This is a genomic window from Lysobacter sp. cf310, assembly GCF_900114355.1.
GTDB lineage: Bacteria > Pseudomonadota > Gammaproteobacteria > Xanthomonadales > Xanthomonadaceae > Lysobacter.
Genome location: NZ_FOSS01000001.1, coordinates 659,241 through 672,240, shown reverse-complemented (window position 1 = coordinate 672,240; position 13,000 = coordinate 659,241). Strand labels below are relative to the sequence as shown.

General features: G+C 69.6%; 12 protein-coding genes. 4 read left to right on the top strand and 8 right to left on the bottom strand.

Going from position 1 to position 13,000, the window contains the following annotated elements; all coding sequences use genetic code 11:
- Positions 1–47 precede the first annotated feature (47 nt).
- Positions 48–1,097 (top strand): metal-dependent hydrolase, encoded by a 1,050-nt coding sequence (locus tag BMZ45_RS02955; RefSeq protein WP_091632224.1) that lies wholly within the window; start codon positions 48–50, stop codon positions 1,095–1,097.
- A 163-nt stretch (positions 1,098–1,260) separates the two neighbouring features.
- Entirely contained in the window at positions 1,261–1,755 is a 495-nt protein-coding gene (locus BMZ45_RS02950) for a PEGA domain-containing protein (protein ID WP_091632221.1), read from the top strand.
- Positions 1,756–1,819: 64 nt separating this feature from the next.
- Here BMZ45_RS02950 and dusB read toward each other — a convergent pair whose 3' ends face one another.
- The 8 genes from dusB to BMZ45_RS02910 all read right to left on the bottom strand — a co-directional run bounded on the left by dusB (position 1,820) and on the right by BMZ45_RS02910 (position 11,074).
- Positions 1,820–2,818 carry a tRNA dihydrouridine synthase DusB gene (gene dusB, locus BMZ45_RS02945; RefSeq protein WP_091632219.1) on the bottom strand — a complete coding sequence of 333 codons (999 nt, stop codon included), beginning with the start codon at positions 2,816–2,818 and terminating at the stop codon, positions 1,820–1,822.
- An 80-nt stretch (positions 2,819–2,898) separates the two neighbouring features.
- The gene (locus BMZ45_RS02940) at positions 2,899–3,234 is read right to left on the bottom strand and encodes a YegP family protein (protein WP_056179558.1); all 336 of its coding nucleotides are present in this window, start codon (positions 3,232–3,234) and stop codon (positions 2,899–2,901) included.
- A 93-nt stretch (positions 3,235–3,327) separates the two neighbouring features.
- Positions 3,328–4,419, bottom strand: a complete 1,092-nt coding sequence (locus BMZ45_RS02935; protein WP_091632216.1) for a PepSY-associated TM helix domain-containing protein — start codon at positions 4,417–4,419, stop codon at positions 3,328–3,330.
- Between the two features lie 27 nt (positions 4,420–4,446).
- The gene (locus BMZ45_RS02930; RefSeq protein ID WP_091632213.1) at positions 4,447–6,570 is read right to left on the bottom strand and encodes a TonB-dependent receptor; all 2,124 of its coding nucleotides are present in this window, start codon (positions 6,568–6,570) and stop codon (positions 4,447–4,449) included.
- A 197-nt stretch (positions 6,571–6,767) separates the two neighbouring features.
- Positions 6,768–7,733 carry a ribokinase gene (locus BMZ45_RS02925; protein WP_091632211.1) on the bottom strand — a complete coding sequence of 322 codons (966 nt, stop codon included), beginning with the start codon at positions 7,731–7,733 and terminating at the stop codon, positions 6,768–6,770.
- A 3-nt stretch (positions 7,734–7,736) separates the two neighbouring features.
- The gene (locus tag BMZ45_RS02920; protein WP_091632209.1) at positions 7,737–9,113 is read right to left on the bottom strand and encodes a NupC/NupG family nucleoside CNT transporter; all 1,377 of its coding nucleotides are present in this window, start codon (positions 9,111–9,113) and stop codon (positions 7,737–7,739) included.
- Positions 9,114–9,254: 141 nt separating this feature from the next.
- Entirely contained in the window at positions 9,255–10,391 is a 1,137-nt protein-coding gene (locus BMZ45_RS02915) for a GGDEF domain-containing protein (RefSeq protein ID WP_091632206.1), read from the bottom strand.
- 107 nt (positions 10,392–10,498) lie between these two features.
- Positions 10,499–11,074: a TMEM165/GDT1 family protein gene (locus tag BMZ45_RS02910; protein WP_091632202.1), complete on the bottom strand. Its 576-nt coding sequence runs from the start codon at positions 11,072–11,074 to the stop codon at positions 10,499–10,501.
- Positions 11,075–11,495: 421 nt separating this feature from the next.
- On the opposite strand from BMZ45_RS02910, the gene BMZ45_RS02905 reads away from it, so the two are divergent.
- Together BMZ45_RS02905 and BMZ45_RS02900 are read left to right on the top strand one after the other, a co-directional pair.
- Entirely contained in the window at positions 11,496–12,464 is a 969-nt protein-coding gene (locus BMZ45_RS02905; protein WP_091632199.1) for a potassium channel beta subunit family protein, read from the top strand.
- 134 nt (positions 12,465–12,598) lie between these two features.
- Positions 12,599–12,829, top strand: coding sequence for a hemin uptake protein HemP (locus tag BMZ45_RS02900; RefSeq protein ID WP_091632197.1), 231 nt, complete (start codon positions 12,599–12,601; stop codon positions 12,827–12,829).
- The last annotated feature ends 171 nt before the right edge of the window (positions 12,830–13,000 follow it).

The window sequence follows — 13,000 nt, the reverse complement described above, 5'->3', positions numbered from 1 at the left end:
CGCAGCCGCCCGCGTGGCGGCAACGCCGTGCGCGCTAGCATGCGGGCATGGATTCCCTGACTCAGATCGTGCTCGGCGCCGCGCTCAGCGCCGCCATCGCCCCGGCCGGCCATCGTCGCGCCGCCCTGCTGGCCGGCGCCGCCCTCGGCACCTTGCCGGACCTGGACGTGATACCGGTGAACCTGCTCACCGACGATCCGGTCGCGCGCATGACCTGGCACCGCAGCCTCAGCCATTCGCTGTTGGTGCTGCCGTTCGTGGCCTGGGCCGTGTGGGCCTGGTTCCGCCGGCGCGGCGGCCGCGTGGCGCAATCGCCGCGGCGTTGGTTCTGGGCGATGCAGGCGGCCTTGCTCACGCATCCCATACTGGACGCGTTCACCGTTTACGGCACGCAGTTGCTGTGGCCGTTGACGGTGCGGCCGGTCATGTGGTCCAGCATCTTCATCATCGATCCGCTCTACACCGTGTGGCTGCTGGCGGCCTGCATCTGGGCCTGGTTCGCGCGCGCGAAGGCCAGCGCGCAGCCGGCGCTGCTGTTGGGCCTGGCCTTGAGCACGCTGTACCTGGGCGGTTCGCTATGGGCCAAGCAGCGCGCCGAGCGCGCCGCGCAACCGGCATTGGTGGCGATGGGCCTGGCCGATGCGCCGCGCTTCTCGGTGCCGATGCCGTTCAACATCCTGCTGTGGCGGGTGGTGGCGATGACGCCGCAAGGCTATGTGGAGGGCGAACGTTCGCTGTACGCGGATCGCGGTCCCATGCGTTTCCAGGCCTACCGCTCCGACGTGGACGCCTATCGCCAGGTCGCGGCGTATCCGGCCGTCGCGCGTCTGGCCTGGTTCAACCACGGCTTCATGAAGGCCGAGCAACGCGACGGCCAGTTGGTGCTCAGCGATCTGCGCATGGGGCTGGAGCCGGACTACAACTTCCGCTTCGTGGTTGCCCGACGCGACACCGACGGTTGGAGCGAGGTATCCGCTCAGCAGCTGCAATGGCCGTGGCAGGCTGCCGATCGCTTGCCGGCGATGTGGACGCGCATCTGGAACGAGCCGGCGGCGGCCGTCGGCACAGTCGATACGGGCGTGCCCTCCGCACAATGAAGGCACGCGTTGTGTGTCATTGGTGTTGAGAGCGAATGCGCTTTATGTGCAGGCGTTTCTCGTGCGCGTGCATCGCAGTTGCTAGCGCCAATTCGCTGTGTTGATATGCGGCCGCGACTGGGGGTCGCAGGACGCATGCGTCCTTCATGCACAGGGGAACAATATGCCGATTTTCCTACGCCTGCTCGGGTTGGCGACGGGCGTCTTCATGACGCTGGCTGGCGTCGGTTGCGCCACGATCACGCGCGGCACGACGCAAGCGTTCACCATCGACAGCACGCCGATCGGCGCGACGGTCTCGCTATCCAATGGCGAGCGCTGCGAAACGCCGTGTACCTTGACCTTGAAGCGCAAGTATCCGCTCGCCGTGGAACTGTGCAAAAGCGGATTCCGTCCGGTGCTGACGCAAGTACACAGCCAGGTCGCGGGTTCGGGCGCGGCCGGCATGGCCGGTAACGTGCTCGTCGGAGGGCTGATCGGCGTGGGCGTGGACGCCGCCAGCGGCGCCACCAAGGACCTGCGGCCGAACCCGCTCGCGGTGACGCTGGTCGAGGAAACGCCCGGTTGCGCCGCGCCGAGTTTTCCCGCGGTACCGGAGGGCGGTCAGACCCCGGAGGAATACGCCCAGGGCAAGAGCAAGGCGAAGAAGAAGCGCTGACGCCCTGGCGACAGGGTTCATGGCGGCTCGAGCGCCATGCGTCGAGCCGTCGCGAAGCCCGCGATCAGGCCGCCGCGGACAGTTCGGGCGCCACTCCGGCGATCAGCGCATCGAAGTAGTCGCGGGTCAGACGCAGCTGCGCGTCCGCGCTTTCGGCGCGGTTGACCACGGCGCGGAACGCGGCGTTCTCGGGTCGGTCCTTGGCGTACCAGCCCAGGTGCTTGCGCGCGATGCGCACGCCCGAGACCTCGCCGTAGAAGACGTGCAGGTGTTCGAGGTGGCCGATCAGCCAGTCGCGGATTTCGAGTAGCGACGGTTCCGGCAGCAGCTCGCCGTGCGCCAGGTAGTGGGCGATCTCGCGGAAGATCCACGGCCGTCCCTGCGCCGCGCGGCCGATCATCACGGCGTCGCAACCGGTGCGCGCCAGCACCATCGCGGCCTTGTGCGGCGTATCGATATCGCCGTTGGCCAGCACCGGTATGCGCAGCTCCGCCTTGACCGCGGCGATGGTGTCGTACTCGGCCTGGCCGGTGTATTGCTGGTCGCGGGTGCGCCCGTGCACGGCCAGGGCCTGTATGCCCGCGGCCTGAGCGATGCGCGCGATGTTCAGCGCGTTGCGCTGGTCGTGGTCCCAGCCGGTGCGGATCTTGAGCGTGACCGGCACGTCCACCGCCCGCACCACCGCATCCAGGATCCGTCCCACCAGCGCCTCGTCGCGCATCAGCGCCGATCCGGCCCAGGCATTGCAGACCTTCTTGGCCGGGCAGCCCATGTTGATGTCGACGATCTGGGCGCCGTGATCGACGTTGTGGCGCGCGGCCTCGGCCATGATCTCGGGCACCGTGCCGGCGATCTGCACGCTGATCGGCGCCGGCTCGCCGCTGTGGTCCATGCGGTGGCGCGACTTGGCGGTGTTCCAGAAGCGCGCGTCGCTGGTGGTCATCTCCGACACGCACAGACCGGCACCCAGGCGCTTGCACAGCACCCGGAACGGCTTGTCGGTGACGCCCGCCATCGGCGCCAGCACCACGCGGGGATCGATGTCGTGGGGACCGATACGCATGCGGCCATTGTAGCGGGCGCCGGGCAGCGCTTCGCGTGCGCTCGGAGGCCCGGCCGGCTTGAGCCGGCCGGGCAGGGAACTCAGTCGGTCTGATCGTCGACCGTGGCGCCCGGAGCGTTCAGGGTCACCGAGGCGATGCCGTTCTCGCGGCCGCTTTCGTCGGCGTACATCTGGCTGGTGCCGATCACCTGGCCGTTGGTGGCGGTGAGGTTGAAATAGAGCTTGGCGTTGCTGGCGGTCTTGCGGTCGTAGCGCTTGGGATCCTGGCTGTTCTTGCGTACCGATTCGATGCCGGCGGTGCAGGACGCCTTGGCCGCATAGCCTTCGCTGGTCAGGATCACTTGGCCGTTGCCGGCCTTGAGCACGAACTGGAATTCGCCGTTGGAGCGTTTGCTGATCTCGAACTTGCCGGCCATCGTGTTTCCTCCTTGGAAGGGCTAGAACCCTAGTCAAGCACACTAGACCAGGCTTTGTTACCGGTCCATCGGGAGGCTGCCCCCCAGAACGGTTCAGCGACGGGCGGTGCGCCGGCGCCAGAACAGGAAGCCGGTGACCAGCAAGAAGCTCGGGACCAGGCCGGTGAAGGCCACCAGCGCCTGCCAGACCCGCCCGCCGACGAAGCCGCCGTGCAGCGGATACAGGGCCTCGCTGACGCGCGCGCCGCGCTCCTGGGCGGTGGCGTCGTGCACGCCGAGCACGGCCACGCGATAGGGGTCCAGCCAGACCACGCTGCGCCCGACCGGGTGCCACTCGCCGGCCGCGCGCATGCGGATCGAGACCAGGCCGCTGTCGCCCTTGGGCAGGCCGATGCGACGCAGTTCGGCGCCGGGCAGGCGGCCGTCGGCGGCGCGCAGCAGCGCGGCCCAGTCGATCGGGCGGTCGCTGGCGGTCAGCTTGGGCGGTTTGCGCGCGTCTTCGCCGTCGCCGAACGCGAAACGCAGGCCGCTGCGGGTGGCGCCGTCGTAGACCATGCCGACACCGGTCAGCACCGCCAGCAGGGTCAGCGGCAGCCACAGCACGCCGGCGCCGCGGTGCCAGCTGAACCAGCGCCGGGTCGGCGGGCCGCGGTACCAGCGCAGGCTGGCGCCCAGCGCGGACCAGCGCGGCCACCACAGATAGAGACCGCTCAACAGCAGGAACAGGGCGATCAGGCCGACCACGCCCAGCACCTGCTCGCCGGCCTTGCCGGTCAGCAGATGGGTATGCCAATCGCGCAGCCACAGCACCCAGTCGTTGCCCTTGTTGCGCACCAGCAGCAGTTCGCCGCTGGCGCCGCCGAAGTAGCGGCGCTCGCCATCGGGGAAATAACCCTGCCACACCGGCAGCTGCGCGGTCGGCAGGTCCAGCGAGCTCAGGCCCTGCGCCTGCCAGTCGGCGACGATGCGCGCGAGCGCGGCTTCGCGCTGCGCGGGCGACGGCGGCGCGTGTTCGCTCAGTTGCGGATGCGACCATGCCAGCAGCTCGCGCTGGAACGCGAGCACGGTGCCCGACAGCGCGACCAGCGCGAACACCAGGCCCACGCCGAGGCCCAGCCACAGGTGCAGCCACTTCAGCGCCGCGCGGACGCGATGCTTGATCGGATGTGCCTGGCGTGAGGTCATGCTGGGCTCGATGGCGGCGGCTGCGGTTTAGAAGCGGTGCGACCAGCTCGCGCTGAACACGCGCCCGCGACCGGCGACATAGGTGTCGGCGCGCGGCGTGCTCTGTGAGTAGTAGGTGATGTACTGCTCGTCGAACAGATTCTCGATGCCCAGGCTCAGGCTGCCCACCGGCAGGGCGAAACGCGCCTGCAGATCGACGGTGGTGGTGCCGTCGGCGCTGGCGACCTGGGTGCCGCGCAGGTCGAAGTCGCGGTCCAGCGAGCGGCTGCCCTGCAGGCGGGTGGAGATCTTCGGCGTCCAGGTCTGGTCCCAGAACGCGGTCACGCGGTCGGGGCTGATGTTGATGCCGGGCAGGTCGCTGTCGACGCGGTCGTCGCCGTTGCTGTCGTAGCGGCCCTTGGCGCCGGCGTAGCCCAGGCCGACGCGGCCGGCTTCGGAGAACTGGAACGCGACGTTGCCTTCGATGCCGCGGATTTCGGTGCGCTCGCGCACCACGTTGTAGCTCTGGGTGGCGGTGTCGAAGGCCAGGCGCGAGCCCAGGTCGGAGTCCGACCAGTACGCGGCCAGGTGCGCCAGCCAGCGGCCGTTATCGAAATCGACGCCGATCTCGCGGTTGTCCGACACCACCGGCGACAGATCCACCAGCTTGTCGACGCGCTGGTTCGGCGCGGTGATGCCGCGCAGCACCCGGCCGATGTCGGCGACGGTGTAGCCCTCGGAGTAGGAGGCGTAGAACTTCAGCGAATCGGTGGCCTCGAACACCACGCCGAAGTTCGGCAGGGTTTCGCTGGTCTTGGGCGTGCCGCCGGCGACGAAGCGGCTGCCGCCGGCATTGGCGGGAATGGTGGTGAAGTCGTCGACCTTGAGCTTGCCGCGCTCGTAGCGCAGGCCGCCGGTCAGCATGATCTTGTCGGTGATCCACCACTCGGCCTGCACGAACGGCGACCAGGATTCGTAACGGGTTTCCGGCACCCAGTTCATGCGCGCCACCACCAGTTCCTGATAGGTCGTGTCGCGGCCCCAATCCAGGCCCAGCGTCACGCGCAGGCGCTGATCGAACAGGTTGTCGCGCGACCAGCTGAACTTGCCGCCGAGCTTCTCGGACACGTTCTGCGACTGGTCCCACCAATGGAGGTCGCGGCCGTCGCGCCAGAAATCGCCCCAGTCGGACGCGCCATACAGGCCGTTGAAGTCCACCCAATACAACTGCGCCTGGAAATAGCCGCCGGCCAGCGACTTGTCGCTGTAGTCCAACGCCACCGAGGTCGAGCGGTTGCGCGCGCCTTCGCCCTCGCGGCTGCCGCGCGCGGAGGTCGCGAGCCGGCCGGTGGCGAGGTCGCCGTTGACGGTGATGTAGTCGTTGTTGCCTTGCAGCTCGTAGCGGCTGGCGGTGAGTTGCAGGCGGCGCTCGTCGTCGAGCTCCCAGCCCAACTTGGCGAACAGGTTGTGGCTGCGCGCGTCCATCAGGTCGCCCTGGATGTCGTTGACCGCGATCGCGTCGCCGTTGCCGTCGTAGTACAGGCCCTCGCTGGCGTAGGACAGGCCGCCGACGAAATCGAAGGCGCCGCTGCGGGTGCCGAACAGATAGGAGGCGCGATAGCCGGTGCTGTCGCTGCGGTTCGGCAGCGCGGTGCTGGCGCCGATGCTCACGTCCTGGAAGGTCTCGCCGTCCTGGCGCGGGGCGCGCTTGGTGATGATGTTGATGATGCCGCCCGAGGCGCCCAGGCCCTGCAGCGCGTTGGCGCCATGGATGACCTCGATGCGCTCGATCATGGCCGGATCGACGGTATGGCCGTCGCGTCCGCCTTCGCGCAGCGGCGTGGACTGCGGCACGCCGTCCACCAGGTACAGCGGCTTGCGCCCGCGCAGGGTTTCGCCGCCGTTGGTGAGCTTCTGGCGCGAGGGCGAGAACGAGGGGATCAGGTTGGCCAGCACCTGCGATATGTCCTGGGTGACCGCGAGTTGCTGACGCAACTGCTCCTGGTCGATCACGGTGATCGTGTTCGGCAGCGCGGCCTCGGAGTCGGGCATGCGGCTGGTGCTGGCCGAGACGGTGACGCGGTCGAGGTCGGTGGCCTCCTCGGCGGCGTGGGCGACGGGTGCGGCGAGGACGGCCAGCAGGGCGCTGGCGAGCAGGTGGCGAGGGGGCATTACCGGGTCCGGGAACTGCAGGGGATCGCCATGATAATGCGAGTTATTCTCATTTGACAGCCGGAGATGGGATCGGCTGGCAGCCCGGAGTTGGCTACGGCGGGCTTCGAGGCATGCGGCGGCGTTCCCGTGCGCCCGGCGTCTGGCCAGGGCTGGGGGCGGTTACCAGACGGACAGCAGGCCGTGGCCCGCCGTGTTCACGCGCCGAAGCGCGCGCGCAGCTCGCTGTCGCGCGGCATCGCCGAGGCGGCGCCGGAGCGCTCGGTGGACAGGCCGGCGTAGCGGGTGGCGTAGGCGACGTGGTCGGCGAAGGCGGCGTCGGGCGCGCGCGCCAAGGATGCGGCCAGGGCGCCGTTGAAGGCATCGCCGGCGCCGGTGGTGTCGACCGCGCGCACCGGCGCGGCCGCGACCCGGTAACAGGCCTGCGCGTCGCCGTGCAGGCGGCCGTCGGCGTGCGAGACGAAGCAGCCGGCCGAGCCCAGGGTCACCACCACGCTGCCGTGCGGCAGCAGGCGCCGGCAGTCGGCATGCAGCTCGTCGTCGGCCAGCGCGGCCAGACGCTCGGGATCGACCACCGCGCCGGTGTGGCGCTTGAGCTGGGCGCAGAACTCGGTTTCGTTGGGCGTGATCACGTCGGCCAGCGTCCACAGCTCCGGCGTGGCCACCGCGTCGGCCGGGGCCGGATTGAGCAGGGCCAGCGCGCCGGCGCCGCGCGCATGCGCGAACGCGGCCGCGACCGATGCCGGCGGCGATTCCAGCTGACCCAGCACCACGCGCGCCTGGGCGATGGCCTCGCGCTGCAGATCGACGTAGGCGACGGACAGCTCGGCGTTGGCGCCGGGGCCGATCACGATGGAGTTGCGGCCGTCGCGATCGACATAGATGCCGGCGGTGCCGGTGGGCGCGTCGCTGCGCAGGTCGCGAAGGTCGATGCCGTCGGCGGTGGCGAGCGCGCGCGCGAGCTGCCCGCCCGCGTCCTCGCCCAGCGCGCACACGAAACTGGTGCTGGCGCCGGCGCGCGCCGAGGCGGTCGCCTGATTGAAGCCCTTGCCGCCGGGGCCGGTGTGGTACTGGCCGGCCAGGGTCTCGCCCGGTCGCGGCAGCGCCGCGACCGACCAGACGTGATCGACGTTGAAGGAACCGACGACGACGACCCGGCTCATGGGTCAGCTCGAGAAGTGGGTGAGCACGCCGGCGATGGTCGCGGTCATGAAGGTCGCGATCGAACCGCCGAGCACCGCGCGCAGGCCGAAGCGGGCCAGGTCGGCGCGACGCTCGGGGGCCAGGCCGCCGATGCCGCCGATCTGGATCGCGATCGAGCTGAAGTTGGCGAAACCGCACAGGGCGTAGGTCGCGATCAGGCGGCCTTCGTCGCTCAGGGCCACGCCGGCGGTCTTGCCGTTGACGATGTCGGCCAACTGCAGATAGGCCACGAACTCGTTGATGACGACCTTCTGGCCGATCAGCGAACCGACCGTGGTCGCGTCCTGCCAGGGTACGCCGATCACCCAGGCCAGCGGCGCCAGCAGGTGGCCCAGCAGCGATTGCAGCGACAGTTCCGGACGCGTGCCGAACAGCGAGAACCAGCCGTCCTGCAGGCTGGGCGCGAGCCAGTAGGTGAACGCGCCATGCGCGCTGTCGTAGCCGTTCGGGATCATCAGGTGCGAGGCCCAGACGCCGCCGATCAGGCCGTTGACCAGCGCGATCAGGGCGATGAAGGCCAACAGCATCGCGCCGATGTTCAGCGCCAGGCGCAAGCCGTCGCCGGCGCCGGCGGCGGCCGCGTCAATGATGTTGCTGGAGGTCTTTTCCACTTCCATCTTCACGGTGCCGCGGGTCAGCGGCTCGCCGACTTCGGGGATCAGGATCTTGGCGACCACCAGGGTCGCCGGCGCGGCCATGATCGAGGCGGCGAGCAGGTGCTTGGCGTAGAAGGCCTGTTGTTCCGGATCGCCGCCGCCGAGCATGCCCACGTAGGCCGCGAGCACGCCGCCGGCGATATGGGCCATGCCGCCGATCATCATCGTGATCAGCTCCGACTCGGTCATCTTCGGAATGTAGGGGCGCACCGTCAGCGGCGCCTCGGTCTGGCCGATGAACACGCTGGCGCAGACGCTGGTGGTCTCGGCGCCGGACACGCGCATGACCTTGGTGATCGCCCAGGCCATGCCGCGCACGATCGCCTGCATCACGCCCAGGTGGTACAGCACGCCCATCAGGGCGGCGAAGAAGATGATGGTCGGCAGCACCTGGAAGGCGAAGATGAAGCCGTAGGTCTTGACGTCCATCAGGTTGCCGAAGATGAACTCCGAGCCCTTGCCGACGAAGCTCAACACGGTCACGAAGCCGTGGCCGATGCCGTCGAACACGTCCTTGCCGCCCGGCACCAGCAGCACCAGCGCCGCGAAGCCGATCTGCAGGGACACGCCGGTGGCAACCAGCTTCCAGTCGACCCGGCGCTTGTTGTTGGAGAACAGCCATGCGATGCCGACCAGCACCGCCAAACCAAACAGGCCGAATAACACCCGGACGATCGAATCCACTCAGTTCTCCCCGAGCCGTCCGGGGCCCCGGCGGCGAAATTATCGTTATTGGACCACGCCGAGCGCGGCCGCCGGCCTTTTTCGCGGCCGGAGGCGCAGCCTAGTCCACGGGTCCGCGTCGCGGCAAGCCGCGCGCCCGGTTCAGGTGTCGCGCGCGACCACGCGGTTGCGGCCCTGCTGCTTGGCCTGCTGCAGGCGGCGGTCGGCGCGGCGCAGCAGGCGCGACAGGTCCGAGCCCTCCTGCGGGTAGCCGGCCAGACCGGCGCTGAAGGTCAGGTATAGCGGCTCGGCGCCGCGGCTGGGCTCGAACGGGCGCTCGGCCAGGACCTGGCGGATCGCGTCGACCTGCTCCCAGGCCGTGCCCAGGGGCTTGCGCAGCAGCAGCACGAATTCCTCGCCGCCCAGCCGGACCAGCCATTCGCTCGATCCGGACTGCTCGCGCAGCACCGAGACCACGTGGCGCAGGGCGCGGTCGCCGGCATGGTGGCCGTTGTCGTCGTTGATGCGCTTGAAGTGGTCCAGGTCGATCAGGGCCAGGGTCAGGCTGCCGCCGTCGTGGCGCACGGCGTCGAACAGGCGCTGGATGCGGTGCACCAGCCAGGTCCGGTTCGGCAGCCGGGTCAGACCGTCGGTGCCGGACATCTCGATCAGGCGCTGCATGCGGTACACGACCATGGCCGTGATCAGGGCCACCATCATCAGCAGCACCACGCGCTGGCCCTGGCCGCCGGGGGTGACGGCGCCGTAGTCGCTGGAAATGAGCTGCTCCGGCGAGGACGCCAGGGCGAACACCGCCAGCACCAGCGCGGTGTATTGCACGATCGCCAGGCCGCCCGCGAACAGGGTCACGCGGCCGTCGCTGCGCAGCGCGGTGAGCACGATCGACAGCAGGTAACCGCACCACACGATCAGGCTGTTGAGGCCGGCCGGCAGGTGCTGCAGGGCCAGTGCGATCAGCACCAGGGTGGTGGCGGTGACGTCGAAGCCGGCGGTCGCGAACGGCAGCCAGCGGTAGCGCCGCGGCCGCCGCGCCAGCACCAGCCACAGCTGCGCGAACACGTTGACGAAGATCGCCCCGCCCAGGCCGATCAGGGTTTCCTGGATGGTGCCGCCGCCGATCGCGTTGAGCGGCGGCAGCACCAGCAGCATCGCCGCGAGCACCGCGCGCAGGCGCGCGACCATGAGCTCGCCGCCGGCGCCGATCTCGAGCATGATCTCGTCGGGCCGCGACAACAGCGATACCGCGATCTCGCGCAGGCGTTCGCCCGTGGCGTGCATGGTGTCTCCCCGTTGAGCTGCCCGAGCATAGCGCGCGTGCGGCGGCGAGGGCAGGGCGCCCGCCGCCGCGTCGCGGCCCGGCCGGATCCGGGTCGCACGGGCCCGGCTCAGATCCCGCGCACCGCCACCCACAGCGCCAGCGCCGCGAACACCACCGCCGCGACCGTGCGCGCGGCCTTCAGCGGCAGGCGATCGGCGAAGCGGCTGCCCAGCAGCACCACCGGCACGTTGGCCAGCAGCATGCCCGCGGTGGTGCCGGCCACGACTTCCCACAGCGGCGAATAGCGCGCGGCCAGCAACACGGTCGCGACCTGGGTCTTGTCGCCGATCTCGGCGACGAAGAAGGCGAGGGTGGTGGCGATGAAGGCACCGCGCGCGGGCAGGCGCTCGCCTTCGCCGTCGAGTTTGTCGGGCTTGAGCGTCCACAGCGCCACCGCCAGGAAGCTGCCGGCGACGATCCAGCGCAGCACCGAAGGTTGCAGCCACTGCGCGACCAGGGCGCCCAGCCAGGCGGCCAGGGCATGGTTGAGCAGGGTTGCGACCAGGATGCCGGCGACGATGGGCCAGGGACGGCGGAAGCGCGCGGCCAGCAGCAGGGCCAGCAACTGGGTCTTGTCGCCGATTTCGGCGAGCGCGACCGTGCCGGTCGACAGGGCGGCGGTGGCCAGCGGGAAGGTATCCATCGGAACTCCGGGGCCGGGCTTCGCGCGGAGGCGAAGGCAAACGCCGCACGGCCCGACCCGGGTACGCGCAACGCCTGCCTTCGGTCTTGCCCGTGGTCGCTGGCGCGGACTCGAAGTCGCGCGCTGGCTGCCGCTCCTGCGCCATGGCCGGTGGGCCAAGTGTGTTGACGCAGGTCCCCGCATGCCGGATCGGCGGCGGGTGGGCTACTCCCCGGAGGAGGAAGTGGGGGCATTGTAGCCGGTTGCGCCGGGCGGTGGCTTAACGAGACGAGTCAGGAGCTGCAGGAGCTAGTAGAAAGCCAAATCAGTGACTAGTAAGAGCCGGCTTCGACTGGTTGCTCGTTACGCCTCTTCTCTAGTTACGGCCCTAACGCCCGCCCGGTTAGCATGCGCCCCTGATAGGTCGTCATCGGAGCACGTCATGCAATACCGCCGCCTGGGTTCCTCCGGTCTGCAACTGTCGGCGCTGTCCTTCGGCGCCTGGGTCACCTTCGGCACCCAGATCGGGCGCGGCCCGGCGCGCGAGCTGATCGCCACCGCCTGGGACCACGGCGTCAACTTCTTCGACAACGCCGAGGGCTACGCCAACGGCGAAGCCGAGCGGGTGATGGGCGACGTGATCGCCGACCTGCGCCTGCCGCGCGACGGCTATTGCGTGTCCAGCAAGGTGATGTTCGGCTCGGCCGCGGATCCGCTGCCGACCCAGAAGGGCTTGTCGCGCAAGCACGTGACCGAGGCCTGCCACGGCGCGCTGCGGCGTCTGCGCGTGGATCATCTGGACCTTTATTACTGCCATCGCCCCGATCCGGACGTGCCGATCGAGGAAACCGTGTGGGCGATGGACACGCTGATCCGCCAGGGCAAGGTGCTGTATTGGGGCACCTCGGAATGGTCGGCCGCGCAGATCCGCGAGGCCCATAAGATCGCGCGCCAGCAGCATCTGCATGCGCCGACCATGGAGCAGCCGCAGTACAACCTGTTCCATCGCGAGCGCGTCGAGCTGGAATACGCCTCGCTCTACGCCGAGCTTGGGCTGGGCACCACGATCTGGTCGCCGTTGGCTTCGGGCCTGCTGACCGGCAAGTACAACGACGGCGTGCCCGAGGATTCGCGCCTCAACCACGAGGACTACCGCTGGCTGCAGCGCAGCGTGCTCAGTCCCGAACAGCGCCGGATCGAGCGCGCGCGCGCCTACACCGCGGTCGCGCGCGAGCTGGGTGCGGAGCCGGCGCCGCTGGCGATCGCCTGGTGCCTGCGCAATCCGCACGTGTCCAGCGTGATCCTGGGCGCGACCCGGCCCGAGCAACTGCAACAGAACCTGCAGGCGCTGGAGCTGGTCGACCGCTATTCCGAGCAGGACTGGGACCGGGTCGAGAAAGCCACCGCCTGAGCCCGTTCGGGCCGATCCGGCGCCCCGGCGGCGGGGTGCCGCCTGCTTACGCCCCGACCGGCGGTGTAAACAGGTGTTGACTGGCAAATGAGAATCATTATCATCAAACTCGAATCCCGATCGAGTCACCTGCCATGTCCCTGCGCCAGCCGGTGTTGCAGCTCAAACCTCGTACTGATCGCTCCCTCCCCCCGGTGGTCGCCGCCGCCGCCGTCGCAGCCGCCCCCGCGGTCTCGGCGGCCAACGCGATGCTGGTCGAAAGCGGCGCGCTCCTGCGCGGCGCGCGCGAAGTCCTGATCCGCCACGGCGGCGAGGTCTACCGCCTGCGTCATACCCGCAACGACAAGCTGATCCTCACCAAGTAAGAGCCGTCGCCCGCAACACCGTTACGGCATGGCCGCGCCGCGTTCCCAAGGATGGGAGGCGGTGCGGCGATGCCATGCCGGTTGCGGCGCGGCCATGCGGCGAATCGATCGGATTCCGCGCCAGGGACGGCGCACCGAACTCTCTCTCTCTCCAGGTCGCCAGCAACGCCG

Coding starts and splice junctions, on each gene's coding strand:
- BMZ45_RS02955 (WP_091632224.1), top strand. CDS start 48: ATGGATTCCCTGACTCAGATCGTGCTCGGCGCCGCGCTCAGCGCCGCC.
- BMZ45_RS02950 (WP_091632221.1), top strand. CDS start 1,261: ATGCCGATTTTCCTACGCCTGCTCGGGTTGGCGACGGGCGTCTTCATG.
- dusB (WP_091632219.1), bottom strand. CDS start 2,818: ATGCGTATCGGTCCCCACGACATCGATCCCCGCGTGGTGCTGGCGCCG.
- BMZ45_RS02940 (WP_056179558.1), bottom strand. CDS start 3,234: ATGGCCGGCAAGTTCGAGATCAGCAAACGCTCCAACGGCGAATTCCAG.
- BMZ45_RS02935 (WP_091632216.1), bottom strand. CDS start 4,419: ATGACCTCACGCCAGGCACATCCGATCAAGCATCGCGTCCGCGCGGCG.
- BMZ45_RS02930 (WP_091632213.1), bottom strand. CDS start 6,570: ATGCCCCCTCGCCACCTGCTCGCCAGCGCCCTGCTGGCCGTCCTCGCC.
- BMZ45_RS02925 (WP_091632211.1), bottom strand. CDS start 7,733: ATGAGCCGGGTCGTCGTCGTCGGTTCCTTCAACGTCGATCACGTCTGG.
- BMZ45_RS02915 (WP_091632206.1), bottom strand. CDS start 10,391: ATGCACGCCACGGGCGAACGCCTGCGCGAGATCGCGGTATCGCTGTTG.
- BMZ45_RS02910 (WP_091632202.1), bottom strand. CDS start 11,074: ATGGATACCTTCCCGCTGGCCACCGCCGCCCTGTCGACCGGCACGGTC.
- BMZ45_RS02905 (WP_091632199.1), top strand. CDS start 11,496: ATGCAATACCGCCGCCTGGGTTCCTCCGGTCTGCAACTGTCGGCGCTG.
- BMZ45_RS02900 (WP_091632197.1), top strand. CDS start 12,599: ATGTCCCTGCGCCAGCCGGTGTTGCAGCTCAAACCTCGTACTGATCGC.